Genomic DNA, 26,751 nt, shown 5'->3' on the forward strand with positions numbered 1-26,751 from the left:
CCACCTGCCCCAAAGCCTCCTGGGCCCTGCGGCTTGGCGGGATCCGGACGACGGGGTTCACCCGAGGCCGGCGCCCGCCGCCCATCGGCCGAGTTCCTGCTGTACGGCCGTACGCTGCTCGGCCGTCGCCGGGGCGGCGCTGATCAGTGCGAAGTGCAGCCCTTCGGTGGCGCCGGACAGGAGGATGCGGCGGGCGTTCGTGCCGCCGGGCTCGGGGGCGATGGCGATGGCTCCGGTGGTTCCGGGTCCGGTGACCGTGCCGAGGTCCGAGACGACCGTGGTCGAGGCGGGATCGAAGCCGGCAGGCAGGTGCAATTCCGTCGGCGCACTCGCGTTCCCTCCGCGCCACACCAGCACGCCGTACGGAAGCTCGGGGCCGGCCAGGCGCGCCAACTCCGGCATTCCGGCGGGTATCCGGCTCCAGGTGACAGTGGTACCGGCGTCGCGCGAGCGGTCCTCGTAGAGGAACGCGAGCGTGTGGCCGGCGACCGCGCTCGGATAGACGCGGTCCAGGAGCCGTGCGTCCTGGCGAAGGACCGGGGTGCCGCTGTCGTCGAGGCGTACGGCGGACAGGTCCTCGTCGTTCCATGCGTCGCCCGTGGTGCGGATCTTGCCCTGGTTGTCGTTCATCGCCTCGTGATGGCGGCCGCTGTGGATGTCCCACTGCCACTGGGTCGCGGACAGGACGGGTCCCGCCGCGGCCGGGTTCTCCCACCAGGCACGGCCGCCGAGTCCGCTGTCGAGAGCCTGGTACTGGCCCTTGCCCACGGACGGGGCCTTGTCGGACGAGGTGCCGGTCAGCGGATGGCCGAACTCGCTCACGATGGCCGGGGAGCCGAGCGCGGTGGACCTGTTGCGAACGGAGTTGAAGTCCGAGGTGTACGCACCGTCCTTGGCCTTGGACAGGTTGAAGAAGCCGGACATCCGCGCCTGGTCGTAGAAATGCGTGTTGAACACGTACCGCGGACCCAGGGTTCCGACGCCGGCGAGGCCACCGGTCTGCTTCATGAAGGAGAGGTTGGAGTTCCAGAACATGTTCGGTTCGACGAGGGCGGGTTTGCCCTGCCAGCCCGCCGCGTCCATGCGCGCCCGGAACTTCTCGTAGAACGGCCAGAGGCGTCCCCGCTCCCAGGCGGCGCCGTCCTCGCCGCTCGCGTACTGCCCCGCGTAGGGCTCGTTGTACGGGTCGAACCCGGCGATCGCCGCGAACTCCGTGGCGTCGAGATGAGCCGCGAAGTACGTCATGGTCGCCTGGGCGGTGTCGAGGAAGGCGTCCTGGATGCCGTTCCGGTTGATCCAGAAGTCGCGCATGGCGCTCTTGACCGTCTGGTTCTGGGTGATGTTCTGGCCCCAGTGGGCGCAGATTCCGCAGGATTCCCGGGGATATCCGCCCGCCTGGACCACCCACCGCGGTGCGCCGTCGCCGGAGTACCAGCTGTCCTTGTCGAAGACGTAGCGCGAGAAGAGGTCCTGGTGGAAGTCGGGATACACACGCAGCCCGACGGCCAGGAACTCCCGCATCTGCGCCGTGGCCCGGCTCAAGTACACCTCGTCGACCTGACCGCGCACGGGTTCGGCCGCCGCCCATGACAGGAGGAAGCGGGCGGAGTTCGCTCCGCCCAGTTCGCGCATGGCCCGGGCCGACTTCCGTGCGTCCTCGACGCTCGCGAAGGGCAGCCCGCCGTTCTCGGCGAGCTTGGTCTCGCCGGAGACGTTGAACCCGCGCAGGACCACCTCGCGCCCGTAACCGTCGACGAAGTGCGTTCCGCTGACGGTCACTTCGGCCGCTCGCGCGTCGTACGCCGACGCCTCGGCGGCGCGCACCGGGACTCCCGCGTACAGAGAGAAGGCGGCGAGGACGGCGAGGACCGCACCCCACGACCATCGACCGGAAGCATGCGGCTCATGCATTGACTGGGTCACCATGGCCGCACTGTCACGGCAATCTGATGAACCGTCAACCAGTTGAGCGTGGGGGTGACGCACTATCAGCCATGGTCGAGTACGGCACGCCGCACCTTTCAGCCGAAGGGGGCCCTGGGGCCGCTTCCAGGCGTCGCGAGGTTCCCGGGCGCTGGACCGTGGCAGGCCACCCCACCACCCGGGGAAAGGGTGGCTCTTTGGGGTCACGCCTGCTAACTTCCCCCCGCTGGTCATACATTCACGCAATACATGTATGAATGGAGGAAGCATGCGAGGGAAGACGGCCGTGGTGCTCGGCGGCAGCGTCGCGGGGCTGTGCGCCGCGGGAGTGCTCGCGAGGCATTTCGACGAGGTGATCGTCCTGGAGCGGGACCTGCTCCCGCCGGACGCCCAGCACCGGCGGGGGGTGCCGCAGAGCAAGCACCCGCACTTCCTCCTCAACTCCGGGCGTCGCGCGATCGGCGAGATCTTCCCCGGCTTCGAGGAGGCGCTGATCGCCGCGGGCGGGATGCACCTGATGCCGTCGATGGACGCGGCGTACTGCGAGGACGAGGGCTGGGCCCCGCGCAAGTCCGGGTCGATGACGATGGTCTACAGCTCCCGCGTGCTCATCGAGCGGGTGCTGCGTGACCTGGTCCGCGGGTTCCCGACCATCGAGATCCGCGAGGGCGTGACCGTCACCGGTCTTCGTTCCAGCGGGGTCGGCACCGCGGGCGGCCGCGTCGAGGGAGTCGAGTACCGCGCGGGCGATGACTCGGGCCACCTTGCCGCCGACCTGGTCGTCGACGCGCTGGGGCGCGGCTCTTCGGTGGCCGACTGGCTGAGGACGGCCGGATGGCCGGCGCCGCCCGAGAAGACCCTCGACGCCAAGGTCACCTACACCTCGCGGTGGTACGACCTGCCGCCCGCCGAGCGGCGTCCGGAGTCGTGGTGGTGGAAGCACCTGGTGATCACTCCGACCCAGGACACCGGCGCCCATCCCGAGGAGCACGAGTTCCTCAGCAATTTCTTCCCCATCGAGGGAGACCGCGCCATCGTGTGCATGGGGGCGTGGGGCATCCGGATGCCGCACGAGATCGACACCTTCGAGGCTGCGGTGGACCGGGTGCGGGCCACGGCGTTCGGGCAGGCGACACGTGCCTGCACCCCGACCTCCGAGGTGCACCTCACCCGTTCGACCGGCAACAAGTGGCGCCGCTTCGACCTCCTGGACCAGCCACCGCTCGGGCTGGTCTGCGTCGGTGACTCGATCTGCGCCTTCAACCCGTTCTACGCCCAGGGGATGAGTTCGGCAGCCCGCTCGGCGCTCATCCTCGCCGAGCTGCTGCAAGGCAACGACAACGACGTGCTCGACCTCGCCTTCTTCCGTACGTTCCTCACTCGGCAGAAGAAGTCACTCGACGTCCCCTGGATGCTCGCGATGGCCCGTGACCAGGCCTACGACTTCGCGACCGGGACTGAGGTCGTGGCTCCCTGGCGCCGCAGACTGGCCGCGCGCCTCAGCTGGCCGGTCTTCAACGCCATCAACGCCACCAGCCGTGAAGACGCCTACGTCGAGCGGACGTTCGCCGAGGTCTTCAACCTCGACAAGTCGCTCAGGGAGATGACCACCGATCCGCGGTTCTGGTTCGGCATCGTGCGCTACAAGGTGCGGCAGCGGCTGGGACGGACGGTCGTGCCCGGCGGGTTCGACGACCAGCAGGACCCGCCCGGCACCGACTTCACCGGCCACACCCGCGCCGGCGGATCACCGCTCGCCGAAGCGGCCCCGTCGGCGGCTGAGCCGAGGAGCAGGGGATGAGCTATGCATGCGACTCGGCGGCCGAGCGCCTGGCCGAAGGGCTCGGCTTCTCCTGCCATGACGCCGATCCCGTGGTGGAGTTCCGCAACCCGTTCGGTCTCGAGAACGCCACCATGCCCTTCCTCGAGCTGCTCGTCATCGGCGGCGCGGTGTTCGCCCTCATCCATGCGTGGCGACGGTGGCGACGCGACGGCGATCCGGTCAACATCTCGCTGTGGTTCGCCTCGGTCGTCTACCTCGCGGTGATCGAGCCGCCGTTGTACTTCCCGGGCTGGTTCGGCCTGGAGAAGGACGTGGGGCTCATCTTCTCCCACAACGTGTTCACCGTGCAGTTCATGTACGACCGGCTGCCGCTCTACATCGTGGCCTTCTATCCGGCGCTGTCGCAGCTCGCCTACGAACTGGTCCGTGCCCTCGGCGTCTTCGCGCGACGCGGGCCCCTGGCCGGTTCGCTGACGGTCGCGTTCGCCTGTCAGGCGTTCTACGAGATCTTCGATCAGCTCGGGCCCCAGCTCAAGTGGTGGGCCTGGAACCCGGACAACAAGATGATCAACGAGCCGGCGCTCGCCTCGGTCCCGATGAACAGCATGTTCCTGTTCGCCTCGGTGTCCTTCGGTGCGATGACCTACCTCGTCGTCCGGCTGGTCGGCGCGAAGGATGGCCGGGGCACGCTCACCGGTCGGCAGATCAGCCTGCGCACCCTCGCCGCCGGCGTCCTGACACCGTGGGCGATGACGATCGCCGGTCTGCCCAGCAACGCCTTCCGCGGTGAGGACCAGCGGGGGATCCAGCAGGCCGTCCTCGGTACCGAGCTCGCCCTGCTCTGGATCACCGGCCTCTACCTCCTCGCGGAGGCCTGGCGCGCGCGGCGAACAGATCCGGCCCCGACGGTGTCACCGCAGTTCGCGCGGACCTATCCGGCGCTGTACCTCGGCGTCCACATCGCCCTCTGGGCGGTCGCATCGCCGTCCTACTTCGCGGCGCTCGACGGCGTCACCGAGCAGGGCACGCCGATCGGAAGCCTGTGGTACGCCGCGCTGTGCACCGTCGCCGCGACCGGGCTCATCGTGGCCGCAGTCCGCGCTACCTCGCCCCGACGGACCGCAACGCCTGTGCGATCCTGACGGCATGGGGCACCATGGCTGGGGAGGCAGGCCTCCCGCATCGGACGCCGAGGCACGGCAGCGCATCATCGACGCGACCGACCGCTGCATCGACAGGCACGGCGTCGCGAAGACGACCCTGTCCGACGTAGCCGGCGAACTCGGCGTCACCCGCCAGACCGTCTACCGTCACTTCGGCCGCATCAGCGACATCATCGGTGAGGTAGCGGCCCAGGGCGCCGAGTCGTTCGTCGAGCAGATGATTACGCACCTGCAGGGGATCACCGACCCTGCGGAGGCCGTGATCGAAGGCATGGTCTTCTGCGTAAGGACCATCCCCACCGACCCGCGGTTGAGCCTTCTGCTGCAACTCGGAGACCCCACCGCGTTCGGCCGCGGGGCCACCACCAGGGACACCATCGACCGCGGCGCCAAGATGCTGCAGCGCTTCCCCGTGGACTGGGCCGCCGCCGGCATCGGTGAGGACGACCTCAACGGCCTCGCCGAGATGATCATGCGACTCCTGACGTCGCTGTTGCAGCACCCGAGCGAAACACCGCAGGACGAAGCCCGGCTCCGCACCTTCCTGAGCCGCTGGCTGGCCCCGGCGCTGTACCGCACCTTTCGACCGAACGCCCTCTAGGTGAGGAGCATGGGCGCCTCGCGCATCACCATGACGGTTGCCGGAGGCGCCGGCCTCGCCATCGCCCGCGACATTCCTCCATCAGAAGCAGCCGCTGCTGGGGGGAATCCGGGGGGGAATGGAGCCCCGTTGGGGGGCGGCTGGGGAGAATCGGCTGTACAGACGGGTACCACGACGAAAGGGCCGCCTCGACTGTGCCCCAGCCGGTGATGACACCGTCGGTGTAGGGCTTCTTGGCCTCGAGGCCGAACCCGGTCGCGCGGTAACGACTCAGCTGCTCGACCTCCTTGAAGGAACCCTCGTCGAGCAGCAACGCGATCCGCTCGCGGGCGGTGAGCTTGCCCTTGGCGTGCCGCGCCTCGGTCGCACGCTCACTCGGGCCGCGGCGCGCCTGCTCACGCAGGTCGTGCGGCTCGGCCACGCGCCCGCGGGCGTCCGTCGGCTCGCCGGGGAGCGCCGGACAGGGACATTGCTAGGTACTCCTCATCAGTGCCTTGTGGGCGGTGCCGAGACCGTGGCGGGCCGGGGTGTGGTGCACACGGACGGGTGCGGGCAGGGCGATCGCGGTGAGCAGCAGTCCCCGCCGGGCCGTCCAGCGCCCGCTGAACCCGGTCAGCCGGATGCCGTCGATCACGGGGCCGGGCACCAGCAGACGGGCGTGGAAGGTTCCCGCGTCCGGATCGATGGTGATCAGGGCGTCCTCGAAGTCGAGCCAGCGGCGGGTGACCGGGAACCACGCCTTGTAGACGGACTCCTTCGCGCTGAACAGCAGCCGGTCCCAGCAGACCTCGGGCCGCAGCACCTGCCGACGGGCCAGCCACTCCCGTTCCTCGGGGAGGGTGACCAGGGCCAGCGTCCCCGCGGACGGGAGCGGCTCGTTGGGTTCCGCGTCGATGCCGACGGACAGCATGTCGCCGGCGCGTGCCACGGCGGCCGCCTGGTAGCCGCCGCCGTGGGTCATGCTGCCCACGATCCCGTCGGGCCACCTCGGCTCGCCCCGCGGGCCCTGAAGGATGGGCGTGGGCGGCACCCCGAGCGCGGCGAGGGCGTCGCGGGCGCAGCCGCGCACCGTGGCGAACTCGCGGCGGCGCTGCTCCACGCCGTGGGCGACGAGTGCCTTCTCCTCCTCGTAGAGCACTGAGTCGGGCAAGTGGCCGAAGGACCCGCGGGCCGCGACGGCCGTGGGCAGCAGTTCCTCGATCATGTGAGCTCCACCGCCTTCGCGGGAGCTGCGGGCCGGATGCGGACGGGCCTCCCGGCCGGGGCGGCGCGGCCGCGCCACTCGCGGGGGTAGCCGAGCGAGACCTCCTCGAACGGCACGCCGTCCTTGAGGATGGTCCGCGGAATGTGGAGGTGCCCGTAGACGACGGCGGCGGCGCGGAACCGGCGGTGCCAGTCGGCGGTGGCCTCGGTGCCGCACCACAGCGCGAACTCGGGCTTCCACAGCACCTCGGTGGGGTCCCGTACCAGCGGGAAATGGTTGACCAGAACGGTCCGGGCGTCGGGCGGGAGCGCCGCCAGGCGTGCCTCGGTGTAGGCGACGCGGGCCCGGCACCAGGTGTCACGGCTGCCGTACGGCTCGGGGTCGAGGAGGAACTCGTCGGAGCAGACCACGCCCGCCGCCTCGGCCCGTTCGAGGGCGTCCTCCTTCGAGGTCGTGCCGGCCTGCCGGAAGGTGTAGTCGTACAGCAGGAACAGTGGGGCGATCACCAAGGGGCCGTCCTCTCCGTCCCACACGGGGTAGGGATCTTCGGGGGTGACCACGCCGAGGGACCGGCAGAGCTCCACCAGGTGGTGGTAGCGCCGTTCGCCGCGCAGCTGGACGGGGTCCTCTCGCGGGGTCCACAGCTCGTGGTTGCCGGGCACCCAGACGACCTTGGCGAACCGGGCCGCGAGGAGTTCCAGCGCCCAGGCGATCTCGTCGACGACCTCGCCGACGTCGCCTGCGACGATCAGCCAGTCCTCGTCGGACTCGGGTCGCAGGTCCGCCACGATCCGGCGGTTCTCCGGGTAGTGGACGTGGAGGTCGCTGATGGCCGCCAGTACGCCGGCGCCGGGCCGGCGTGCGGGCGTGCGGGCGGGGCCTCGCGTCTCGTATGGCATGTGTGCCGCCCGTCAGCCGGCAACGGGCAGGGTGCGCAGGCGCTCCCTGACGGCCGCGAGTACGGCGGCCTGTTCCCGGAGCAGATAGAAGTGGCCGCCGGGCAGGATCTTCAGGCCGAATCCGGCGGTGGTGTGGTCCGCCCAGGCGCGCACGTCGTCGGGCTCGACGCGGGGGTCGCTGTCCCCCACCAGGGCGAGGACGGGGCAGGTCAGCCGGGCGGGAGTGGTCCGCAGATACGTTTCCACGGCCTGGTAGTCGGCGCGCACGGCGGGGAGGATCATACGGATGACCTCCTCGTCGCCCAGGAGCCCGGAGTCCGTGCCGCTCAGCTCGCGCAGTTCCGCGACCACCCCGTCGTCGGTCCGCAGGCGGATGTCGTCGCCGCGGTACAGGTGGGGGGCGCGGCGGCCGGAGACGATCAGTGCGGAGACGGGCGTGCCGCGGTCCTGGAGGCGGTCCGCGACCTCGAACGCGACGAGCGAGCCCATGCTGTGCCCGAACAGGGCCAGCGGACGGCCGTCCGCCCGGGCGGCCAGCCGGTCCGCGACCTCGTCGGCGAGCACGCCGATATCGGTGACGACCGGCTCGGAACGCCGGTCCTGGCGTCCCGGGTACTGGACCGCGAAGACGTCGACGTCCGGCGACAGGGCGCCGGCCATCGGGAAGTAGAAGCTGGCCGAGCCGCCGGCGTGCGGGAAGCAGGCCAGGCGTACCGCGGCATCGGGTGCGGGGCGGAAGTTCCTGAGCCAGAGGTCCTCGGGGGACGGTGCGGTGGTCATGGGGAAGGGGGCCTTTCACAGAGCTGACTGGCGGCGCGTCGACGCACCTCCGCATCGGTGCCGGGTGCGGTGTCGCGCCGTTGGGGACCGGCTCGCGGGGCGGCCGACGGGCGGGTGCCGGGCCGGCCACCCGCGGCCCCGCCCGTCATGTCACCTCACGCGGTTCTACGGGCCGTCCGGCCGGCGGTCCCGCGCGGCGGGTACGGACGGGTTCAACGGACCACGCGGACCGGCAGCCGCCGGGGGCAGATGATCTGCATCGGGTTCTCGAACTCCACGCCGGCCGAGTAGTCCACGGAGATCTCCTCGAATCGGTCGAACAGCGCGTTGAGCGCGATGCCGACCTCCAGCCGGGCCAGCGGGGCACCGAGGCAGAAGTGGATGCCCTGCCCGAAGGCGATGTGGCCGCCGGGGTCGCGGTGGATATCGAAGCGGTCGGGGTCGGTGAAGCGCCGCGTGTCCCGGTTGGCCGCGCCGACCCACAAGGTCACCAGCTCGTCCTTGCCGATCTTCTGCCCGCCGATCTCGGTCTCGGTGGTCGTCACCCGCGCCATCCGGGAGAACGGCGGGTACAGGCGCATCAGTTCCTCGATGGCGCCGGGCAGCAGCTCGCGGTTCGCGCGCACCGCGGCGAGCGCCTCGGGGTGGCGGTCGAAGGTGAGGATCGCGTTGCCGATCATCGCCATGGACGCGGCGTGGCCCGCGAACAGGGTGAGGCCGACCAGGCCGATCAGGTCGGCGTCGCGCAGCGGCTCGCCGTCGACGCTGGCGTGGGCCAGGCCGGTGAGCAGGTCGTCGGCCGGGTTCTGTCGGCGCCGGTGCACGTGCCCGAGGATGTACTCGTTCATCTCGCGGATGGCGGGAGTGACGTGCGACTCCATCACCTTGGGTGGCACGGTCGCCGCGTCCAGCGCGCCCAGGGCGTCGCCCCAGCCCCGGTACATCGGCACGTCCTCGGCCGGCAGACCGAGCATGTCCGCGACCACGATGATCGGCAGCGGGTAGGCCACCGCGTCGATGAGGTCGAAGGTGTCCGACCCCGACACTTCGTCGAGCAGGGACTCGACGGTCCGCGCGATCCGCTCGGAGAGGCCCGACACCACCCGCGGGGTGAAGGCCTGGTTGATGGCCCGGCGCAGCCTCCGGTGGTGGGGCGGGTCGTTGGTGACCAGGTTTCCCGTGAGGAACAGGTCGAGGTCGGGCTGCGGTTCGTTGAACAGGCGCACCGTGTCCGAGGAGAACGTCTTCGGGTCGGTGAGCACACGAGTGATGTCGGCGTGGCGGAACAGCTGCCACCCGTACTCTTCGTCGCGGTGGACCGTGTGCTGCTCCTGCATCTGGCGGAACCAGGAGAACAGCGCGTCCACGGGTTCGTTCGCGGATTCTTCCATCACCGGCATGGATACCCCCTGATCAGAATGCCACTGAGTTGTTGTCACAGGCCGAACACCGAGCGGTAGACCGTGCGGTCGACGGCCGGCATGACCACGCGGCCGGTCTGCGCCGCACCCGGCGCCGGCGACAGCGTGGCCGAACCGGCGGCCCGCAGGCCGGACTCGATGGCGCCGTCCATGTAGCCGCTCCAGCCGAGGGCGAGGTCATCGGCGCAGAACTTCACGGGCCCGAAGGGCTGGTTGATCGCCTTGTGCAGCCTCGTCAGCTGGAAGGGCTGCCGGAACGCGGGACCGCCGCGGGAGAATTCGGCCGCCTCCCAGTCCGAGACGGTGTAGTCGCGCAGCGTCGCCGACGGCAGGATCTGCCGCACCGCGGCCTCGACCTGGGCGCGGTCGGATACGTTCAGGGTGGCGTCGACGCTGAAAGCGACGACGGGGGCGTTGTCGTTCAGCCGGCCCATGATCACGAACGGAGAGCCCTCGGGCGCCTCGGCGATGAACCGGTCCGAGGGGGAGGCCAGGTCCAGGAACAGCTTGCGCTGGCGCGGCACGCCGTAGCCCTGGGTGGTGGCGTCGCGGTGCGCCTGGGGCAGCGGCGGACTGAAGGTGATGCCCTTCCAGACGTTGACCGGCACCGCCATGATGACCTCGGCCGCGGTGTAGGCGGCTCCCGCCCGGGTGACCACCTTCACCCGCCCTGGCTGCTGGGTGACGGAGGCGACCGGGGAGTTGAGCTTCAGGTCCGGTCCCCCGTCCGCCAGGATCGCGTTGGCGAGCGCGATGGTGCCCTGCGCCAGGCGGTAGGTGTTGACCCCGGAGAAGCCCGTGTAGTTCCAGCCGGCCAGGGCCCACCACTGGGCGAGCTGCAGCATCGATCCGCGCGAGCTGGGCGACCCGTACAGCCCGGTGGTGCTCGTCATCCTCAGCTCGTCTTCCGGCGAGTAGGCGAGCTGGTTCAGCCGGTCGCGCAGGGAGAAGCGGTCCAGCGGGGTGATCAGGTCCTCGCGGGTGAAGGGCGCGTAGGGCTTGGGGAAGTACTCGCGGGAGCCGTCGAAGAACGGGGTGAACAGCTCGCCCTGCCGGGTGTACGCGGTGACCGGGTCGTACTCGGTGAACCCGCCCGGGGTCGGCATGAGTACCCGCTCGGGCCCCTGGTCGGCCACGATCGTCAGGTTGTAGCGCGATATCTCGCGCCAGACGTGCGGCTGCAGCGGGTCGACCCAGGCGCCGCCGCGCTCGATCTCCCAGCTGTTGAACGTGTCGGTCCAGGTGCGCCCGCCGATGCGTCCGCGCGCCTCCAGCACGAGGACGCGGCGGCCCTTCTTCCGCAGTTCGCGGGCCGCGGTGAGACCGGCGAGCCCGGCCCCGACGACGATGACGTCGTAGCTGGTGCGCCCGGTGAAGTCCGCTCCGTCGGCGGCCTCCGCGATTCCGGGAAAACCTGCGCCCAGAGCCGTTCCCGCGATGGCCAGGCCACTCGTCCTGAGCACATTCCTCCGAGTGAAGGAATTGCGGGACGCGATCTTTTTCGTTCTACCTTGACTTTTCGACACGAATTTCCCCCGTGCGGCGATTTTCAGGAGCGGTGCTGCATTGGCATCTGCGGGATCTCGGGCAGGGCCGGGAATTCGGATCGCGAAGTGCGCGCTCCGGATTCCCGGCCCGCTCAGTGCGGTGCGGTGCGGTGCGGTGAGGTGCGCTGCGGTGCGGTGCGGAGGAAGGATCAGGCGGTCGGCTTGCGGAACTGCTGGATCATCGCCGCGTAGCTGTCCTCGGCGTGGCCGTCGGCCACCGCGCGCTGCGCCAGTTCCAGGAAGAAGCGCGGCAGGTCGGTGCTGATGCCGAGCTCCCGGCTCTCCTCGAGCAGGTGCTGCATGCCGCCCACGTGGACGTTGAGGGTGGCGTCGGTCGCCGGGAACTTCCCCTCGTCGATCTGCTCCGCGTACGCGGAGACGTAGTCCGCCGTCACGTTGATCGCGGTGGTGGCCATCTCCGCGAACGTCGTCGCCTTGACGTTCGCGGTGCCGAGCAGGGCGGCAGCGTGCAGGAAGCTGTTCAGGACGCCCCACATGATGCTCAGCACCGACATGTCGTACAGGGCCGACAGGCCGTGGTCCTCGTCGAGGTAGACCGTCCCGGTCTCGCCGAGCGCCTGAAGCGTGGCCTGGTGCTTCTCGAAGCCGTCCTTCGGCCCGGCGTACAGCAGCGTGGCCTCGGCGGTGCCGATGGCCTGCGGGAGCGCCAGGATCGCGCCGTCGATGTAGTCGGCGCCGGCCTTGGCCGCCCACGCGGCGGTCTCCCGCGCCTGGGTCGAGCCGGCCGTGGTCAGGTTCACCAGCGTACGGCCGGCCAGCGAGGAGCCGATCGGGTCCAGCAGCCCGTGCACCGCGTCGTAGTCCGAGACGCAGACGACTACGAGCGGGCTCGCCTCGACGGCGCCGCGGACCGAGTCGGCGAGGACGGCGCCCTTGGCGACGAGGGCCTCGGCCTTGCCGGCCGACCGGTTCCAGACGGTGGTCGGGTGGCCCTTCTCCAGGAAGGCCGCGGCGAGGGCCTGGCCCATCAGGCCCAGGCCGACGACGGTAACCGGGGATGCGGAGGCGGGAAGAGTGGTCACAGCTATGTCTCCGTACTTCGTGCGGCGGGCGCCGCGGTGGGTGTGATCGGTGGTGTGCCGGAGCCGGTGCGGGCGTTCCAGGTCAGCCCTGGGTGGCGCCCTCGGCGTCCCACGGGCCGCTCACGCCGAAGGGGTTGTCCACGACGTAGCGCCAGTAGCCGTCCGCGCCCTGGCGCAGGACGTCGATGGCGACGCCCTCCAGGTGCTCCGGCTCGCCGTTCTCGTCGAGCGCCTCCATCTGCCACTCGACGATGAGCATCGCGGTGTCGCCCACCACGAGCTGCTGGCGGACGGTCGCCTCCACGGAGGGCTTGCGCTTCGCCAGGAAGTCGACCACGTACGCGCGGCGGGCCTCGCCGTAGACCGGGAATCCGGGCTCCCACATTCCGACCGCGTCGTCGGTGTACATCGCGTTGACCGCTTCCACGTCCCCGGCATTGAAGGCTATTCCGAACGCCTCCTGATGTTTTTCGATATCGGTCACCAGCGTGTACATGCTGTCGCTCACGACGCTATTTCTCCATTCGCTTTTCTGCGGCACCTGAACAGATTGATGGGGACGCTATCAGCGGGGACTACCCGATCCGGTCTCCTGCCGGTAATCGCCAGCGGCCTTGCGGCGCACCGGTTCGATTACCGGGGAAAGACCGCCCGATGGCACCCCCGCCCGGGAGCCCTTCCGGTACGACCCCGCCGTCTAACCCGCCTGGCCGGACACCCGCTCCACCGCTGCCTGGATCTCCGGGGCGACCAGCGCCGCCGCCGGATCGAGGAGGAACGCCACCCGGGCATAGGCGACCAGCAGCCTCCCGTCCTTCGACGCCGCGTCCAGCAGCCGGTCCAGGTAGGCGTACTCGGCCAGTTGCTCCTCGTCGGGGTCGCCGCCGACGCCGGGGAAGACGAGGTCGGCGCCGGTGGTCAGCTCCCACACGTGGTCGACCGCCTTGGCCGCGTAGTCGGCGAGGTACGCCCGCGGGTCCACGGGCGCCGGCCGGGAGACGTGGTCGCGCAGCACGCGGGCGCCGAGCGCGGCCACCGTCATGCCCTGCCCGTAGACCGGGTTGAAGCTGCAGACGGCGTCGCCGAGGACGAGCAGCCCGGTGGGGAAGGAGTCCATCCGCTCGTACCGGCGGCGCAGGTTGGCCGGGAAGCGGTAGGACAGCGGCTCCCCGAGCGTCTCCTGGTCGTGCACCGCGTCGTAGATGTCGGTGGCGGCGAGCGACTTCAGGAAGTCGTGGAAGCCGGCGGTGTCGCGGGGCGGGTACTCGCCGGCGATGCCGTAGCCGGTCACCACGGCGCAGCCGTCCTCGATCTTGGCGCAGAGCGCCCCGCGCGGCACGGTCGCCGAGCCTCCGACGTCTATGGACACTTCGTCGGGCATCCGGTCCTCGGAGAGCCGGTAGTACTGCGTGGTGTAGCCGACGTTGACGGTGAGCTGCTCCTCCTCGACCTGGGGGTAGCCGAACTCCACGAGCCACGAAGGGGTGCGGGTGCGCCGTCCGGTCGCGTCGACGACGAGGTCGGCGGTGAGGTCGCGGTGGGTGTCGCCCTGCAGGACCCGGGCGCCGACGACCGCGGACCGGTCGGGCGTGGTCAGCAGCTCCGCTATCTCGGTCCGCTCCAGGAAGGTCACGTTGGGGAGCGCGCGCACCCGCCGGCGCACCCGCCGCTCCAGGTGCGGCCGGCTGACCGAGAGCAGCGGGAGGCCGGAGTGCGGCTTGGGCATGTGGGTGCCGTTGACGACCCACCGCACGTTGGCGGTGCCGTCGCCCAGCACCGCGCCGCCGGCGGCCAGTTCCTCCGTGATGCCGGGGATCAAGTCCTCCAGGGCGATCAGGCCGGCGGCCAGCAGGTTGTGCAGGTGCCCGCCGTGCGGGACGCCCCGCCGGGTCTCGCTGTGCGCACGACCGGCGTCGTCTCCCGCGAGGTCGTCGCGGTCGATCACCACGACGTCGGCGTAGCGGTCCGCCAGCACGTGCGCGGCCAGGAGGCCCGCCATGCTCGCACCGAGCACGATCACGCGCTCACGATCAGTTTTCTCCACGGTGGTGGTCACTCCTCTGCTCGTCCCCAACGGACGCGCGGGACGGGAAGTAGCCCGCGCGGACGAAAAAGTTCACGTACCTGCCGAAAAGGTCCCGGTCGATGTCCGGGCAGGTGATGCCGGTACCGCGCAGGGCGTGCTCGGTCTCCGAGACGTCGATCGGCGGGTAGGTGGTGGTGCCGCTGCCGGCGTTCATCCCCTCGAAGGAGTCGAGCAGCGGAACGACGGCGTTCTTCCGGTCCTCGCGCACCCGGGCCGACCAGGTGTCCCAGTCGAGTTCGGGCAGGTCGTAGCCCAGGGAGCGGAGGTGGCCGACGAACTCGGTGAACGTCTGGTTCTGCCGGTTGTAGAGGTGGAAGGTCCGGTTCGCGGTGTCTTCGCGGGCCGCGAGGGCCGTGATCGCCGCGCTCACGTAGTCCACCGGCACCATGTGGAGGACCCCGGCGAGGCTGTCGGGTACCGCTCCGGTCTCCAGCAGGCCCTTGAGGCTCAGCCAGACGAAGTCCTTGGTCTGGCAGGCGCCGGTCTCCCGGTCGCCGCACACGACGTCCACCCGGTAGACCGAGACGGGCAGCCCCCGGCTCCGGCCGAGCTCGATGACCTGCTCGGCCACCCACTTGCTCCGCAGGTAGCCGTTGTGCAGCAGGTGCGCGGGTCCGGTCGGGTCGCCCGCGCCGGCCGGCGCGGCGTCGGGGCCGGGCGCCGGGAACACGCCGGTGGTCGACACGTAGTGCACCGGAACGGTCCGGTGCGCCGCGGCCAGCCGCAGCACCTCCCGGGTGCCGCCCACGTTCCCCGCCGCGAGTTCGCTGTACGGCCGCACCCAGCTGACCGTCGCGCCCGCGTGGTAGACGACGTCCACGCGGCGGGAGAGCTCATCGAACTCGGCTTCCGCCAGGCCCAGTCGCGGGGCCGTCAGGTCGCCCACGGTCACGCTGAGCCGGTCCGGGTCGATATCGTCTCGGACCTGGTACCAGGCCAGGCTCTCGTGCAGTCGGCGGGTCGCGTCGGCCCGGTCGGTGCCCCGCACCAGGCAGTGCACGGTGGCCGTGGTCGACCGCATCAGGTCGCGGAGCAGGAAGGCGCCGAGGAATCCGGTGGCGCCGGTCAGCAGGATCTCGCGGGGATCGGCGGCCACCCGGCTGATCTCGGCGGCGGGCCGGATGCCCTCGTCGAGGCGGACCTCGGCGGCGTAGTCGAAGCCGGTGGAGCCGGGGGCTCCCCCGGTGACGGCGGACAGGAGGGCGGACAGGTGCCCGACCAGCTCCGCCGGAGTGGGGTGCTCGAAGATCAGCGAGGGCGGCAGCTTCAAGCCCGTGGCATCGGCGAGCCGGTTGCGTAGCTCCACCGAGGTGAGCGAGTCGAACCCGAGGTCGGAGAACCGCCGGTGGCCTTCGACCGCAGCCGCGGCGGAGTGCCCCAGCACCAGCGCCACTTCGCGGTGGACGAACTCCGATACGACCTCCAGGCGCCGGTCCTGCGGCAGTCCCGCCAGGTTCTCCGGCCGAAGTTCGGCCTGGTTCGCGGATTCCCCGGGGCCCTGGCCGGTGTCCTGGACCAGTCGGCGCAGCAGCAGCGGCGCCCGCCGGGCGTTGCCGCGCAGCGCGGTCCGGTCGACTGGTGTGACCACCAGCGCGGGCCGGCCGGTGCGCAGCGCGAGGTCCATCAGTCCGGGACCGGTCTCCTCTGTGATGGCGAGCAGGCCGGAGCGGGCGATGCGGTCGAGTTCGGTCCGTGTCAGGTGCCCGCTCATGCCGTGCTCGTGCTCCCACAGGCCCCAGGCCAGCGAGGTCGCCGGGAGTCCGATTCCGGACCGGTGGGCGGCCAGCGCGTCGAGGAACGTGTTGGCGGCGGCGTAGTTGGCCTGGCCGGTGCCACCGATGACGCCCGCCACGGACGAGAACAGCACGAAGGCGCCCAGGTCCCGGTCGAGGGTGAGTTCGTGCAGGTTCCACGCGGCGTGCACCTTGGGCCGCAGAACGGCGGCCAGTCGGTCCGGGGTCAGGTCCTGGATCATGCCGTCGTCAAGCACGCCGGCCGCGTGCACGACTCCGGTGAGCGGGTGTTCGGCGGGGATGGCCGCCAGCAGCGCGGCGAGGGCGGCCCGGTCGGCGAGGTCGCAAGCGGCGACGTGCACGTCGGCGCCGAGTCCGGTGAGTTCGCGGGCCAGCTCGGCGGCGCCGGCCGCCTCCGGCCCACGGCGGCTGACGAGCAGCAGCCGGGACACGCCGTGCGTACGGACCAGATGGCGGGCGAACAGCCCGCCGAGCGCCCCGGTCGCCCCGGTGATCAGTACGGTGCCGCCGGTGCGCCACCGGGTGCCGCCGTCCGGTTCGCCGTCCGGCAGGGCGTCGGCGAGTCCCGGTACGAGGATCCGGCCGGAGCGTACGGCGGCCTGCGGCTGGCCGGAGGCCAGGACCGACGGCACGGCCGCCGCCGACTCGGGGTCCTCGTCCAGGTCGATCAGCACGATCCGGTCGGGGGCCTCCGACTGCGCCGAGCGCAGCAGTCCCCACAGAGGGGCGGCCACGAGGTCCGACACGTCCGTGCCACCACCGTCCGTGCCACCGCCGTCCGCGGCCACCGCGCCGCGGGTCAGGACGACGAGCGGGGTGTCGGCGGCCCGGTCGTCCGCCAGCCACGACTGGACCAGCGCCAGTACCTCCTGCGCGGTGTCCTGGGCCCGGCGGGGCACATCACCGTCCAGGGAGAACGCCAGCGGCACGAGCAGGGAGTCGAACGGCGTGTCCGAGTCCAGCGCGGCCAGGGCGTCCGCCACGGCGCCGAAGGGCACGCCGGAGGCGAGCCGCGGCAGTCCGGTGTGGTCGGCCCCGGCGAGGTGCAGCGCCGCCAGTCTCATCGGCACGGTCGGCGCGGTCGGCTCGAACGGGGTCCACCCGACCCGGAGCACCGAGCCCTCCGCACGGGGCCCGGCCGTCGGCGCGGCGGCCGGCGCGTGCTCCAGCCAGTACCGCTCCCGCTGGAAGGGATAGGTCGGCAGGTCCACCCGCCGTGCTCCGGTTCCGGCGAAGACCGCCTGCCAGTCCACGGGGATCCCGGCCGACCACAGCCCGCCCAGGGCCGCGAGCGCGTCGTGCGCTTCGGCCCGTCCGCCGCGCACCGCGGCGACCGGGGTGAGGGAGGTGGTCTCGGCGATCAGGGCGGAGAGCACGCCCGCCGGACCGAGTTCCAGGGTGACGGTCACGTTCTGGTCGGCGAGGGTCCGGGCCGCGTCATGGAAGCGGACCGGCTGCCGCACCTGGTCGACCCAGTACTCGGGCGAGCGGAGCTCCTCCTCGGTGGCGAGGCCGCCGGTGAGCGTCGAAACGAGGGGGATGCCCGGCGCGTTCAGGGTGACCTTCCGCAGTACCCGGCCGAACTCCTCCAGCATCGGGTCCATGAGAGGCGAGTGGAAGGCGTGGCTGACCGTCAGCTGCTTGGTGCGGCGCCCCCAGGACCGTACGGTTCCGGCGATCTCCAGAACGGCGTCCCGGGCTCCGGACACCACGGTCGCCACCGGGCCGTTGACCGCGGCGACCGCCACGGCGCCGTCCGACCGTTGCAGCAGCGGGGTGATCTCCTCCTCGGTGGCCTGCAGCGCGACCATCGCGCCGCCCGGCGGCAGGGCCTGCATGAGCCGGCCGCGGGCGGCGACCACGGCCGCCGCGTCGGGCAGCGACAGCACTCCGGCCGCGTGTGCGGCTGCCAGTTCGCCGATCGAGTGGCCGGCGAGGTAGTCCGGGGTGATGCCCCACGCCTCGTACAGCCGGAACAGGGCGACCTCAAGCGCGAACAGCGCCGGCTGGGCGTGCCCCGTCTCGGCCAGCGCCTCCTCGTCGTCGAGGACGTCGCGCAGCGGCACGTCGAGGTGCCGGTCGAGTTCACCGCACACCGCGTCGAAGGCCTCCGCGAACACCGGGAACGCCTCGTACAGGCGGCGGCCCATCGCCGCCCGCTGGGCTCCCTGGCCGGTGAAGTGGAAGCCGAGCCTGCCCTTGCCGGGCGCCGTGGCGGCCGCGGTACGGGCTCCGTCCTCGGCCAGCGGGCGGAGGGCGGCGAGCAGGGACGCGGCGTCCGAGCCGACGACCACGGCCCGGTGGGGCAGGGCGGCGCGGGTGGTCGCCGTCGAGTAGGCGAGGTCGGCAGCGGACAGGCCGGGGTGGTCCGCGACGTACGCCATCAGGCCGCGCGCCTGCGCGGACAGCGCCGTACGGCTCTTGGCGGACAGCGGCAGCGGCACGAGCGCGGGGGCGGGGGCCCCGGCCGGGTCCGGGGCCGGGGTCTCCTCCGCCACGACGGCCTGCTCTTCGGGTGCCTGCTCCAGAATCAGGTGGGCGTTGGTGCCGCTGACGCCGAACGCCGACACCGCGGCGCGGCGCGGCCTGCCGGTCTGCGGCCACGGGCGGTGCTCGGTGAGCAGTTCGACCGCCCCCGCGGACCAGTCGACCAGCGGGGTGGGTTCATCGACGTGCAACGTCCGCGGCAGTGCGGCGTGCCGCAGCGCCTGGACCATCTTGATCACACCGCCGACACCCGCCGCTGCCACCGAGTGCCCGATGTTGGACTTCAGCGAGCCCAGGAGCAGGGGGTGTTCGGCGGTGTGGGCGGCGCCGTAGGTGGCCAGCAGCGCCTGGGCTTCGATGGGGTCGCCGAGCCGGGTGCCGGTGCCGTGGGCCTCGACGGCGTCGACGTCGGAGGCGTCCAGCCGGGCGCCGGTGAGCGCGGTGCGGATCACCCGTTCCTGCGAGGGGCCGCTGGGGGCGGTGAGCCCGTTGGAAGCGCCGTCGGAGTTGACCGCCGACGAACGCAGGACGGCCAGCACCCGGTGTCCGTTACGGACGGCGTCACCGAGCCGTTCGAGGAGGATCAGCCCGACGCCTTCCGACCAGCTCGTGCCGTCGGCGGCGGCGGCGAAGGACTTGCACCGGCCGTCGGGGGCGAGACCGCGCTGCCGGGAGAAGTCGACGAATCCGCCGGGGGTTCCGGCGACCGTGACGCCGCCGGCGAGGGCCAGGCCGGATTCGCCGGTGCGCAGCGACTGCGCGGCGAGGTGCATGGCGACCAGGGACGAAGAGCACGCCGTGTCCACGGTCATGGAGGGGCCTTCGAAACCGAAGGAGTAGGAGAGCCGGCCCGAGACGACGCTGCCGAGCTTGCCCGTCAACAGGTAGCCCTCGAGCTCCTCCGGGCCGGCCAGCCCCAGGTAGGACTGCTCCACGGCGCCGACGAACACACCGACGCCGGCGCCCTTGAGGGTGGTCGGGTCGATCCTCGCGTGCTCGAAGGTCTCCCAGGCGGTCTCCAGCAGCACGCGCTGCTGGGGGTCCATGGAAAGGGCCTCGCGCGGCGAGATGCCGAAGAAGTCGGCGTCGAATTCGGCTGCCCCGTCGAGGAAGCCGCCTTCGCGTGCGTAGGTGGTGCCCGGAACATCCGGGTCGGGGTCGTAGAGCGCGTCGAGGTCCCATCCGCGGTCGGCGGGGAACTCGGTGATGCCGTCCCGGCCGTCCGCGACGAGTTGCCACAGGTCGTCCGCCGAGCGCACGCCGCCGGGATAGCGGCAGGCCATTCCCACGATCGCGATCGGCTCGGTGCGGCCGGACTCCAGTTCCGCGATGCGCTGCCGGGCCTTCCGCAGATCAGCGGTGACCCATTTCAGATAGTCCGCGAGCTTCTTCTCATCCGCCATGGGGGGTTTACCTGTTCCATATGTCGGGGCGTCAGTGCCGGGCACGGCCGAGCTCGTTGTCGATGAAGTCGAGGAGTTCGTCGGTCGATGCCGACGCGAGGGCGTCGGCCGGTTCCTCGTCGGCTCCCTCGCCCGGCTGCGCGCCGGTCTCCAGCCATCGCGACAGGAGGGTCTGCAGCCGCACGGTGATCTCGTCGCGGTCGCCGTCGGCGCCGTCGCCTTCCCCGGCCGCGAGCACCTGCTCCAGGTCGTCCAGCGCGGCGATCGCGGTCGATCGCCGTTCCGGCGCGTCCTCGGGCGCGACGCACGTCAGCAGGAACGCGGCCAGCTTCGACGGGGTCGGGTGGTCGAACACCGCGGTGGCCGGGAGCCGGGCGCCGGTGGCGGTGTTCAGCCTGTTGCGCATCTCGACCGCGGTCAGCGAGTCGAAGCCGAGCTCCCGGAAGGGCTGTTCGGGATCGATCGCGGACGGGTCCGCGAGGCCGAGGACCGAGGCCACCCTGCCGCGGACCAGTTCGAGGACGAACTCCGTGCGCTCGGCGGCGGTCAGGTCGGAAAGCCGCTGCGCCACGGGCACTTCGGTGGAGCTGTCCGGACGGTGGGTTGGGGCGGGGACGAGGGACCTCAGCAGCGGGGGCACCCGGTCGAGCGACCGTATGACGTCCGGGTCGAACTCCGTGGTCACCACCGCGGGCCGGGCCGAGGAGAGGGCGGCGTCGAACAGGGCCATGCCGTCCTTCACGCCCGTCGGGACGAAGCCGTCCCCGGCGAACCGGGCGCGGTCGATGTCGCCCAGTGCCGCGTTGATGCCGCCGTCCACGTCCCACAGGCCCCAGGCCACCGAGGTCGCGGGCAGACCGTGCGCCCGCCGGTGGTGGGCGAGCCCGTCGAGGTACGCGTTCGCGGCGGCGTAGTTCGCCTGGCCGGGACCGCCGAACAGTCCGACGGTCGAGGAGAACAGGACGAAGGCCGACAGGCCGGCGTCGCGCGTCAGGTCGTGGAGGTGCCGGGCGGCGTCCGCCTTGGGACGCAGGACGTCGTCCAGCTGCTGCGGGGTCATCGCCGTGAGCAGGCTGTTGTCCAGCACCCCTGCCGTGTGCACGATTCCGGTGAGCGGCCGGTCGGCGGGGACCTCCGCGAGCAGCGCGACGAGGGCTTCGCGGTCCGCGACGTCGCAGGCGGCGATGCGGACCGTCGCGCCGAGTGAGGTCAGCTCGCTGTGCAGGTGGCCGGCTCCCGCCGCTTCGCCGCCCGTGCGCGCGGCCAGCAGCAGGTGTGTGACGCCGTGTTCGGTGACGAGGTGGCGGGCGACGGTGGCGCCGAGCACGCCGGTACCGCCGGTGACGAGGACGGTGCCCTCCGGGTTCCACACCGCGGCGTCCGCACCGGTGCGCGCCGCGGAGGAGCGGACCCGGACCAGCCGGGGGACCAGGACCCGGCCGCCCCGGACGGCGGCCTGGGGCTCGTCGGCGGACAGCAGGGCGGAGAGCAGCGCCGCGGGCACCGGCTCGCCGCCGCTGTCGGTGTCGACGTCCACGAGCAGGATCCGGTCGGGTGCTTCCGACTGGGCGGAGCGGACCAGTCCCCACACCGCCGCGGCGGCGGGATCGGGGGCCTCGGTGTCGGTGGTGGCGACGGCTCCCCTGGTGACCACGACCAGGCGCACACCGGTGAAGCGGTCGTCGGCCAGCCATTCCTGAAGGAGGGCCAGTGTCTGGCGGGCCGGCGGGTACGGGGCGTCGGCCGCGTCCTCGTCCAGGCCCGCGGCCGAGGGTACGACGAGGGCCCGGACCGGGTCGCCGGCGTCGAGCGACTGCCCGAAGGAGGCCAGGTCATCGTGGTACGGGATGCCGTCCGCCGGATCGGCGGCCGGTCCGAGCCGCGCCCAGGCCGCGGCCCGGGCGGACGGCCGTACGACCTCCGGGAGCCAGCCGACCTGGTGCAGGGCGCCGAGGGGGTCCGGCCCCGCGGGTGCCGCTCCCGCGGCTGCCGCGGCGTCGGCCGAGGGGTCCAGCCAGTACCGCTCGCGCTGGAAGGGGTAGGTCGGCAGGTCGACCTTGCGCACCGCGGTGTCGGCGAAGAACGCCGGCCAGTCGACGGGTACCCCCCGGGTGTGCAGCACGCCGAGGGCGTGCATCAGCGCCTGCGGTTCGGGCTGCTTCCTGCGCATGGCGGGCACCGCGACCGCGTGGTCCGCACTGGCGGCCGCGAGCGCGGAGAGCACCCCGTCGGGGCCGAGTTCCAGCAGAGTGGTCACGCCCTGCGCCTCCAGGGTGCGCACCGCGTCGACGAAGCGGACGGGCCGGCGGATCTGCTGCACCCAGTACTCGGGCGAGCTCCAGCCGTCCCCGGGCTCCACCTCGCCGGTCACCGTGGACACGACGGCGAACTTGGGCCGGTGGAAGGTGAGGCCCTCGGCGATGGCGCGGAACTCGTCGAGCATCGGGTCCATGCGGGGGGAGTGGGAGGCCCGCAGGATCGGCAGCACCTTGGTGGAGCGGCCGCGCTCCTTCCAGATGTCCGCGACGGCGTGCACGGCGTCCGCGTCGCCCGAGAGGACCACCGCGCGCGGCCCGTTGATCGTGCCGATCACGGCGCGCCCGTCCGGGTCGAGGGTCTCGCGTACCTCTTCCTCGGTCGCCTCGACGGCGATCATCGCGCCGCCTTCCGGCAGCGACCGCATCAGGCGTCCGCGGGCGGTCACCAGGATGGCGGCGTCGGGCAGCGAGAGCACGCCCGCGAGGTGGGCGGCGATCAGCTCGCCCGTCGAGTGCCCCATGAGGTAGTCGGGGTGCACCCCCCACGCCTCGAAGAGGCGGAACAGTGCCACGCCGACCGCGAAGAGGGCGGCGAGGGTGTAGTCGATCTGGTCCAGCTCGTCGCCCGACTCGATCACCGAGCGCAGCGGGCGGGGCAGGTGCTCGTCCAGGGCCGCGCAGACCTCGTCGAAGGCCGCGGCGAACGCCGGGAAGGTTTCCGCGAGTTCGCGGGCCATGCCGATGCGCTGGGCGCCTCCGCCGGTGAACATGAACGCGATCCGGCCCTCGTCCTTGGTGCCGGTGACGGTGCCGGATTCGTCGTCCGCCAGGGCCGCGAGTCCTTCGATCAGTTCGTCCCGGCCGGCCGCGAGCGCGACGGCCCGGTACCGCATCGCCGTACGGGTGGCGGACAGCGAGTAGGAGAGGTCGAGCAGGTCCAGGCCGGGGCGCTCGGCAAGGAGCGCGCCGATGCGCTCCGCTTGCGCGCGCAGCGCCTCGGGGGACCGGGCGGACAGCAGGTAGGGCATGACCGGCGCCGGCGGCACGGCGGGGGCGACCGGTTTCCCGGCGGGCTCCCGGGCGGGCTCTTCGTGGGCCGGCTGCGGTGCCTGCTCGACGATGACGTGCGCGTTGGTGCCGCTGAACCCGAAGGCGGAGACGGCGGCGCGGCGCGGCCGGTCCAGCTCCGGCCAGTCGCGTGCCTCGTCGAGCAAGGTCAGCGCGCCGGAGTCCCAGTCGACGTGCGGGGTCGGGTCGTCGGCGTGCAGGGTCTTGGGCATGACGCCGTGGCGGATGGCCTCGACCATCTTGATGATGCCGCCGACGCCCGCGGCCGCCTGAGTGTGCCCGACGTTGGACTTGAGCGACCCCAGCCGCAGCGGCTGGTCGGCCGGTCGGCCCCGGCCGTAGGTGGCGAGCAGGGCATTGGCTTCGATCGGGTCGCCGAGGGGCGTTCCGGTGCCGTGCGCCTCGACCATGTCGACGTCGGCCGTGGAGAGCCCCGCGCTGTCGAGGGCCTGGCGGATCACCCGTTCCTGGGCGGGGCCGTTGGGCGCGCTGAGCCCGTTGCTGGCGCCGTCCTGGTTGATCGCGGAGCCGGTGATCACGGCGAGCACCGGGTGACCGTTGCGCCGGGCATCGGACAGCCGCTCCACGAGGAGGACGCCGGCGCCCTCGGCCCAGCCGGTGCCGTCGGCGGACGCGGCGAAGGACTTGCAGCGCCCGTCGGCCGACAGACCGCGCAGCCGGGAGAATTCGACGAACGCCTGGGGCGTGGACATCACGGTCACGCCGCCGGCGAGGGCGAGGTCGCACTCCCCGCGGCGCAGCGCGGCCGCCGCGAGGTGGACGGCGACCAGCGACGAGGAGCAGGCCGTGTCGACGGTGACGGCGGGGCCCTCCAGGCCGAAGACGTAGGACAGCCGGCCTGAGGCGACACTGCCCGCGCTCCCGCTGTACAGGTATCCCTCGAACTCCTCGGGCGGCAGGTGCGGTCGGGATCCGTAGTCGTGGTACATCGACCCGATGAACACGCCCGTCCGGCTGCCGGAGACCGTGTCGGCAGGGATTCCGGCGCGTTCGAAGCTCTCCCAGGCCGTCTCCAGCAGCAAGCGCTGCTGGGGGTCGGTGGCGAGGGCCTCCCGCGGGGACATGCCGAAGAACTCGGGATCGAAGCGGTCCGCGTCGTGCAGGAATCCGCCCTGGTCGGTGTACGACGTGCCGACGGTGTCGGGGTCGGGGTGGTAAAGCCGGTCCAAGGGCCAGCCCCGGTGCTCGGGGAACGACGTCACCGCGTCCACTCCGTCGGCGACCACCTGCCACAGGCGTTCCGGTGAGTCCACACCGCCGGGGTACCGGCAGGCCATGCCGATGATCGCGATGGGTTCCCGGTCCTTCTCCTCGATCTCGCGCAGACGCCTGCGGCTCGCCTGGGCATCGGCGACCGCGCGCTTGAGGTACTGGCGGAGCTGGTTCTCGTCAGTGCTCACGCGCCCTCAACTCCCGGGGTTTCCTCAAGGGAACCGCCGGCCGATTTCTCGGTACCGTCCACGGATATTTTCCTTTCCCGGAGAACTTCTCATGCGACTCAGAGCCTCGAACAGTCTCGGACAAGAGCGTCCGCGAGGTGGTAATTCCGCGCTCTTTCCCGGCAGGGCGAAGCTCCTCACCGTGCGCCGATGCGCCAATTAGCGTCCGATTACAGGCCCGTTACGGTGAGGTCGGTAGGGTTCCGCACAAGTAGGCCTCATAGATTGGGAACTCGACTCCAAATGAACCCGGAGATTGAAGATCAGGACCTCGCGGAGCCCTATCTCGGGGGTCTGCTCGCCTCACTCGGACTGAGCGTTCACTATTCCAGGGCGGAAAAGGACAGCCTTTTCTACCGTGATGAGACGGGCCGGGAGGTCGAGGTGCTCGACCTCGTCGGCGGCTACGGCTCGACGATCATCGGGCACGGCAATCCCGACATCGTCGGCTACGCGAAGGAGCTGCTGGACCAGGGCGTGCCGGTCCACGCGCAGTTCTCCAAGCACCCGTACGCCAACGACCTGGCGCAGAAGCTGAACGCCGTCATCCGGCGCGAGTTCGCCACCTCGGAGCCGTATTCGGCGATCTTCGCCAACAGCGGCGCCGAAGCGGTCGAGATCGCGATGAAGCACGCCGAGTTCGACCGGGGCGCCAAGCTGGCCGAACTCGCCGCGGAGATCGACGGGAACATCGAGGCGGCGCGTGCGGCACTGGCCGCCGGCGGCAAGCTCGCCGCCGGTGCACTCGCCGCCGACGAGTCCTACGACCGCCTGGTCGCGGCCGCGGGGCTCGTGCGCGGCAGCGCGGCGGACGAGGTGATCGCCGGGATCCGCAGCGCCAACGCCTCGCGCCTGGCGGCGGCGCCGGTGTTCCTGGCCCCCGAGGGCTCGTTCCACGGGAAGCTCGTCGGCAGCGTCCAGCTGACCCACAACCCCGGCTTCCGAACCCCGTTCGCGTCGCTGGCCGCACGGTGCCGGTTCGTGCCGGTGCACGAGCCGGAAGCGCTCGCCAAGACCATCGAGTCGGTCCGCAGCACGCTGTTCGACCTTGAGGTCGACGGCGCCGCGGTTCGCGTCGTCGAACGCGAACTGCCCGTCATCGCCGCGTTCATCCTGGAGCCGGTGCAGGGCGAAGCGGGGATCCGGGTGTTCGACCGGGAGACCGTGCGCCGCATCCGGGAGGCCTGCGAGACGGTCGACTGCCCGGTCATCGTCGACGAGGTGCAGAGCGGCATGGGGCGTACCGGAGCGTTCTTCGCCGCCTCGCACATCGGCCTCCAGGGCGACTACATCACGCTGGCCAAGAGCCTGGGCGGCGGCGTGGCCAAGGCGGCCGTGACGCTGGTGCGCGGCTCCCGCTACCGCAAGGAGTTCGAGCTGGTGCACAGCTCGACCTTCGCGAAGGACGCCTTCTCCACGTCGATCGCCTGCCGGACGGTGGACCTGCTGGAGGCCGGGGGCGGCAAGGCCTACCAGCTGGCCGGCGAGCGCGGCGCCCGGCTGGCGGACATGCTGCGCAAGCTGCGGCAGGAGTTCGGGACCGTCATCAAGGAGGTCCGCGGGAAGGGCCTGATGATCGGCCTGGACTTCCACGACCTGTCGGACTCCCCCGACGAGGTCATCTCCGGGCAGGCCCGTGCCGGGCTGCTCGGGTACCTGCTGTCCGGTTACCTGCTGCGCGTGCACGCCCTGCGGATCCTCCCGACGGCCAGTGCCACGAGCACGCTGCGGCTGGAGCCGTCCGTGTACATCACGGACGCCGAGATCGGGCGGCTGGAATCGGGGCTGCGCGGGCTCTTGACGGTGCTCCGCGACCAGAACGGCGGCCTCCTCCTTCCCGCGGATCCGGCCGGGGAGCCCGGCGCGTAGGC

General features: G+C 71.7%; 14 protein-coding genes and 2 pseudogenes. 4 read left to right on the forward strand and 12 right to left on the reverse strand.

Annotation, left to right across the window (positions count from 1 at the left end):
• Positions 1–57 precede the first annotated feature (57 nt).
• Positions 58–1,911 (reverse strand): glycoside hydrolase family 5 protein, encoded by a 1,854-nt coding sequence (locus tag OG730_RS08785; protein WP_327303694.1) that lies wholly within the window; start codon positions 1,909–1,911, stop codon positions 58–60.
• 280 nt (positions 1,912–2,191) lie between these two features.
• On the opposite strand from OG730_RS08785, the gene OG730_RS08790 reads away from it, so the two are divergent.
• The 3 genes from OG730_RS08790 to OG730_RS08800 are packed head-to-tail and all read left to right on the forward strand — an operon-like array spanning position 2,192 to position 5,470.
• Positions 2,192–3,724, forward strand: a complete 1,533-nt coding sequence (locus OG730_RS08790) for an FAD-dependent oxidoreductase (protein WP_327303695.1) — start codon at positions 2,192–2,194, stop codon at positions 3,722–3,724.
• Complete coding sequence (locus OG730_RS08795; protein ID WP_327303696.1) at positions 3,721–4,848, forward strand: hypothetical protein; 1,128 nt, start codon at positions 3,721–3,723, stop codon at positions 4,846–4,848. The genes OG730_RS08790 and OG730_RS08795 overlap by 4 nt, the downstream gene beginning before the upstream one ends.
• Positions 4,849–4,852: 4 nt before the next feature.
• Positions 4,853–5,470, forward strand: a complete 618-nt coding sequence (locus tag OG730_RS08800) for a TetR/AcrR family transcriptional regulator (RefSeq protein ID WP_327303697.1) — start codon at positions 4,853–4,855, stop codon at positions 5,468–5,470.
• A 187-nt stretch (positions 5,471–5,657) separates the two neighbouring features.
• On the opposite strand, the pseudogene OG730_RS08805 reads toward OG730_RS08800, so the two are convergent.
• The 11 genes and pseudogenes from OG730_RS08805 to OG730_RS08855 form a co-directional block, all read right to left on the reverse strand.
• Positions 5,658–5,891, reverse strand: a pseudogene (locus OG730_RS08805) (carboxyl transferase domain-containing protein); the annotation flags it as partial.
• A 51-nt stretch (positions 5,892–5,942) separates the two neighbouring features.
• Positions 5,943–6,674 carry a 4'-phosphopantetheinyl transferase family protein gene (locus OG730_RS08810; protein WP_327303698.1) on the reverse strand — a complete coding sequence of 244 codons (732 nt, stop codon included), beginning with the start codon at positions 6,672–6,674 and terminating at the stop codon, positions 5,943–5,945.
• Complete coding sequence (locus OG730_RS08815) at positions 6,671–7,573, reverse strand: metallophosphoesterase family protein (protein WP_327303699.1); 903 nt, start codon at positions 7,571–7,573, stop codon at positions 6,671–6,673. The genes OG730_RS08810 and OG730_RS08815 overlap by 4 nt, the downstream gene beginning before the upstream one ends.
• A 12-nt stretch (positions 7,574–7,585) precedes the next feature.
• The gene (locus tag OG730_RS08820) at positions 7,586–8,353 is read right to left on the reverse strand and encodes a thioesterase II family protein (RefSeq protein ID WP_327303700.1); all 768 of its coding nucleotides are present in this window, start codon (positions 8,351–8,353) and stop codon (positions 7,586–7,588) included.
• A 212-nt stretch (positions 8,354–8,565) separates the two neighbouring features.
• Positions 8,566–9,753 (reverse strand): cytochrome P450, encoded by a 1,188-nt coding sequence (locus tag OG730_RS08825; protein WP_327303701.1) that lies wholly within the window; start codon positions 9,751–9,753, stop codon positions 8,566–8,568.
• A 35-nt stretch (positions 9,754–9,788) separates the two neighbouring features.
• On the reverse strand, positions 9,789–11,237 hold the full coding sequence (locus OG730_RS08830) for a flavin monoamine oxidase family protein (protein WP_327303702.1): 1,449 nt from the start codon (positions 11,235–11,237) through the stop codon (positions 9,789–9,791).
• Between the two features lie 233 nt (positions 11,238–11,470).
• Positions 11,471–12,364, reverse strand: a complete 894-nt coding sequence (locus tag OG730_RS08835; protein WP_327303703.1) for an NAD(P)-dependent oxidoreductase — start codon at positions 12,362–12,364, stop codon at positions 11,471–11,473.
• Between the two features lie 82 nt (positions 12,365–12,446).
• Positions 12,447–12,872 carry a YybH family protein gene (locus OG730_RS08840; RefSeq protein ID WP_327303704.1) on the reverse strand — a complete coding sequence of 142 codons (426 nt, stop codon included), beginning with the start codon at positions 12,870–12,872 and terminating at the stop codon, positions 12,447–12,449.
• Between the two features lie 189 nt (positions 12,873–13,061).
• Positions 13,062–14,408, reverse strand: coding sequence for an FAD-dependent oxidoreductase (locus OG730_RS08845; protein WP_327303705.1), 1,347 nt, complete (start codon positions 14,406–14,408; stop codon positions 13,062–13,064).
• Positions 14,395–20,094 carry a polyketide synthase gene (locus OG730_RS08850; RefSeq protein WP_327303706.1) on the reverse strand — a complete coding sequence of 1,900 codons (5,700 nt, stop codon included), beginning with the start codon at positions 20,092–20,094 and terminating at the stop codon, positions 14,395–14,397. Before OG730_RS08850 ends, OG730_RS08845 begins: the two co-directional genes overlap by 14 nt.
• A 31-nt stretch (positions 20,095–20,125) precedes the next feature.
• Positions 20,126–24,811, reverse strand: a pseudogene (locus OG730_RS08855) (type I polyketide synthase); the annotation flags it as partial.
• 312 nt (positions 24,812–25,123) lie between these two features.
• Here OG730_RS08855 and OG730_RS08860 point away from each other — a divergent pair.
• A complete protein-coding gene (locus OG730_RS08860; RefSeq protein WP_327303708.1) occupies positions 25,124–26,749 on the forward strand; it encodes an aspartate aminotransferase family protein in 1,626 nt (541 codons plus the stop codon).
• The last annotated feature ends 2 nt before the right edge of the window (positions 26,750–26,751 follow it).

It is taken from the genome of Streptomyces sp. NBC_01298 (genome assembly GCF_035978755.1).
Classification (GTDB): domain Bacteria; phylum Actinomycetota; class Actinomycetes; order Streptomycetales; family Streptomycetaceae; genus Streptomyces.

Bases quoted from the DNA above. Each gene is read 5' to 3' on its own strand.
- OG730_RS08785 (WP_327303694.1), bottom strand. From the start codon at position 1,911: ATGCATGAGCCGCATGCTTCCGGTCGATGGTCGTGGGGTGCGGTCCTC.
- OG730_RS08790 (WP_327303695.1), top strand. From the start codon at position 2,192: ATGCGAGGGAAGACGGCCGTGGTGCTCGGCGGCAGCGTCGCGGGGCTG.
- OG730_RS08795 (WP_327303696.1), top strand. From the start codon at position 3,721: ATGAGCTATGCATGCGACTCGGCGGCCGAGCGCCTGGCCGAAGGGCTC.
- OG730_RS08800 (WP_327303697.1), top strand. From the start codon at position 4,853: ATGGGGCACCATGGCTGGGGAGGCAGGCCTCCCGCATCGGACGCCGAG.
- OG730_RS08810 (WP_327303698.1), bottom strand. From the start codon at position 6,674: ATGATCGAGGAACTGCTGCCCACGGCCGTCGCGGCCCGCGGGTCCTTC.
- OG730_RS08815 (WP_327303699.1), bottom strand. From the start codon at position 7,573: ATGCCATACGAGACGCGAGGCCCCGCCCGCACGCCCGCACGCCGGCCC.
- OG730_RS08820 (WP_327303700.1), bottom strand. From the start codon at position 8,353: ATGACCACCGCACCGTCCCCCGAGGACCTCTGGCTCAGGAACTTCCGC.
- OG730_RS08825 (WP_327303701.1), bottom strand. From the start codon at position 9,753: ATGCCGGTGATGGAAGAATCCGCGAACGAACCCGTGGACGCGCTGTTC.
- OG730_RS08850 (WP_327303706.1), bottom strand. From the start codon at position 20,094: ATGGCGGATGAGAAGAAGCTCGCGGACTATCTGAAATGGGTCACCGCT.
- OG730_RS08860 (WP_327303708.1), top strand. From the start codon at position 25,124: ATGAACCCGGAGATTGAAGATCAGGACCTCGCGGAGCCCTATCTCGGG.